Below are 1,064 nucleotides of genomic sequence, written 5' to 3' on the forward strand. Positions count from 1 at the left end.
GGTCGTGTGGTGTTGCGGTGTCAGGCGGCGGATAGTGTTGTGGGGTTGCCGTCGGGGTTTTTTGACACTGTGGTGTTGAACTCGGTGGTGCAGTATTTCCCGAGTGGTGGGTATTTGGCGCGGGTGTTGGAGCAGTTGCTGGATCTGGTTGTTCCTGGTGGCCGGGTACTGATCGGCGACGTCCGGAACCTGCTCACCGCGGAATCCCTGCACACCGCTGTCCAACGTACCCGGTACAAAGTCGACGACACCGGCCTTGCCGTCGCCGTCCGCCAGGCACTGCACCGCGAACGGGAACTGCTCATCGCTCCTGGTTACTTCGAGGCGCTCGGCAAGCGCGACGAACGAATCGGAGCGGTGGACATCCGCCTGAAGCAAGGCGCGTCCCACAACGAACTGACCAGGCACCGTTACGAGGTCGTGCTGCACAAGACACCCGTGGACACGGTGCCGGCCGAGAAGGTCCGTACACTCGGTTGGGGAACGGACATCTTCTCTCTTGACGATGTCCAGGCCCCGACGGAATCGCCGGTCCGGATCACCGGCATACCCAATGCCCGACTGGCCAGCGAAGCCGGGCAGCCCACCGTATCTGCCGTGGACCCCCATGACGTCGCGGCATGGGCTGACCGCCTCGGCGTGATCGCGTACCCGACGTGGTCGCCGTCAGCCGACCAGTTCGACGTGATCGTGCTGCCATCCCAGCTCGCCGGCAAACCTGTTGCCGGACTGCGCATCTCCGCGGAGGAGTCCGAACAAGACGATCTCGTCAACGTGCCGTTCGCCGCTCTGGCGAGTGAGGAGCTCATGGCATCGGTGCGGTCGCATGTGGCCGGTCGTCTGCCCGACTACATGGTGCCGTCAGCCTTGGTCGCGATCCCCGAGATCCCGCTCAACCCCAATGGGAAGCTGGATCGGCGTGGTTTGCCGGTTCCGGTGGTGTCGCGGGTTGTGGGTGGTGGGGGTGTGTCTCCGGTTGAGGTGGTGTTGTGTGGTTTGTTTGGTGAGGTGTTGGGTGTGGGTGGTGTTGGTGTGGATGATGATTTTTTCGGGTTGGGTGGTCA

At 63.2% G+C, this 1,064-nt stretch carries 1 protein-coding gene and 1 pseudogene; one reads left to right on the forward strand and one right to left on the reverse strand.

Annotated elements, in window-relative coordinates; genetic code table 11:
• The coding region (locus GC106_RS47390; protein ID WP_217281873.1) for a hypothetical protein at nucleotides 1-429 on the reverse strand (429 nt) is incomplete at its 3' end.
• On the opposite strand from GC106_RS47390, the pseudogene GC106_RS46980 reads away from it, so the two are divergent.
• Nucleotides 421-1,064, forward strand: a pseudogene (locus tag GC106_RS46980) (hypothetical protein); the annotation flags it as partial. The gene GC106_RS47390 and the pseudogene GC106_RS46980 overlap by 9 nt on opposite strands.

It is taken from the genome of Kibdelosporangium persicum (assembly GCF_013280595.1).
In the GTDB taxonomy this organism is placed as follows: Bacteria; Actinomycetota; Actinomycetes; order Mycobacteriales; family Pseudonocardiaceae; genus Kibdelosporangium; species Kibdelosporangium persicum.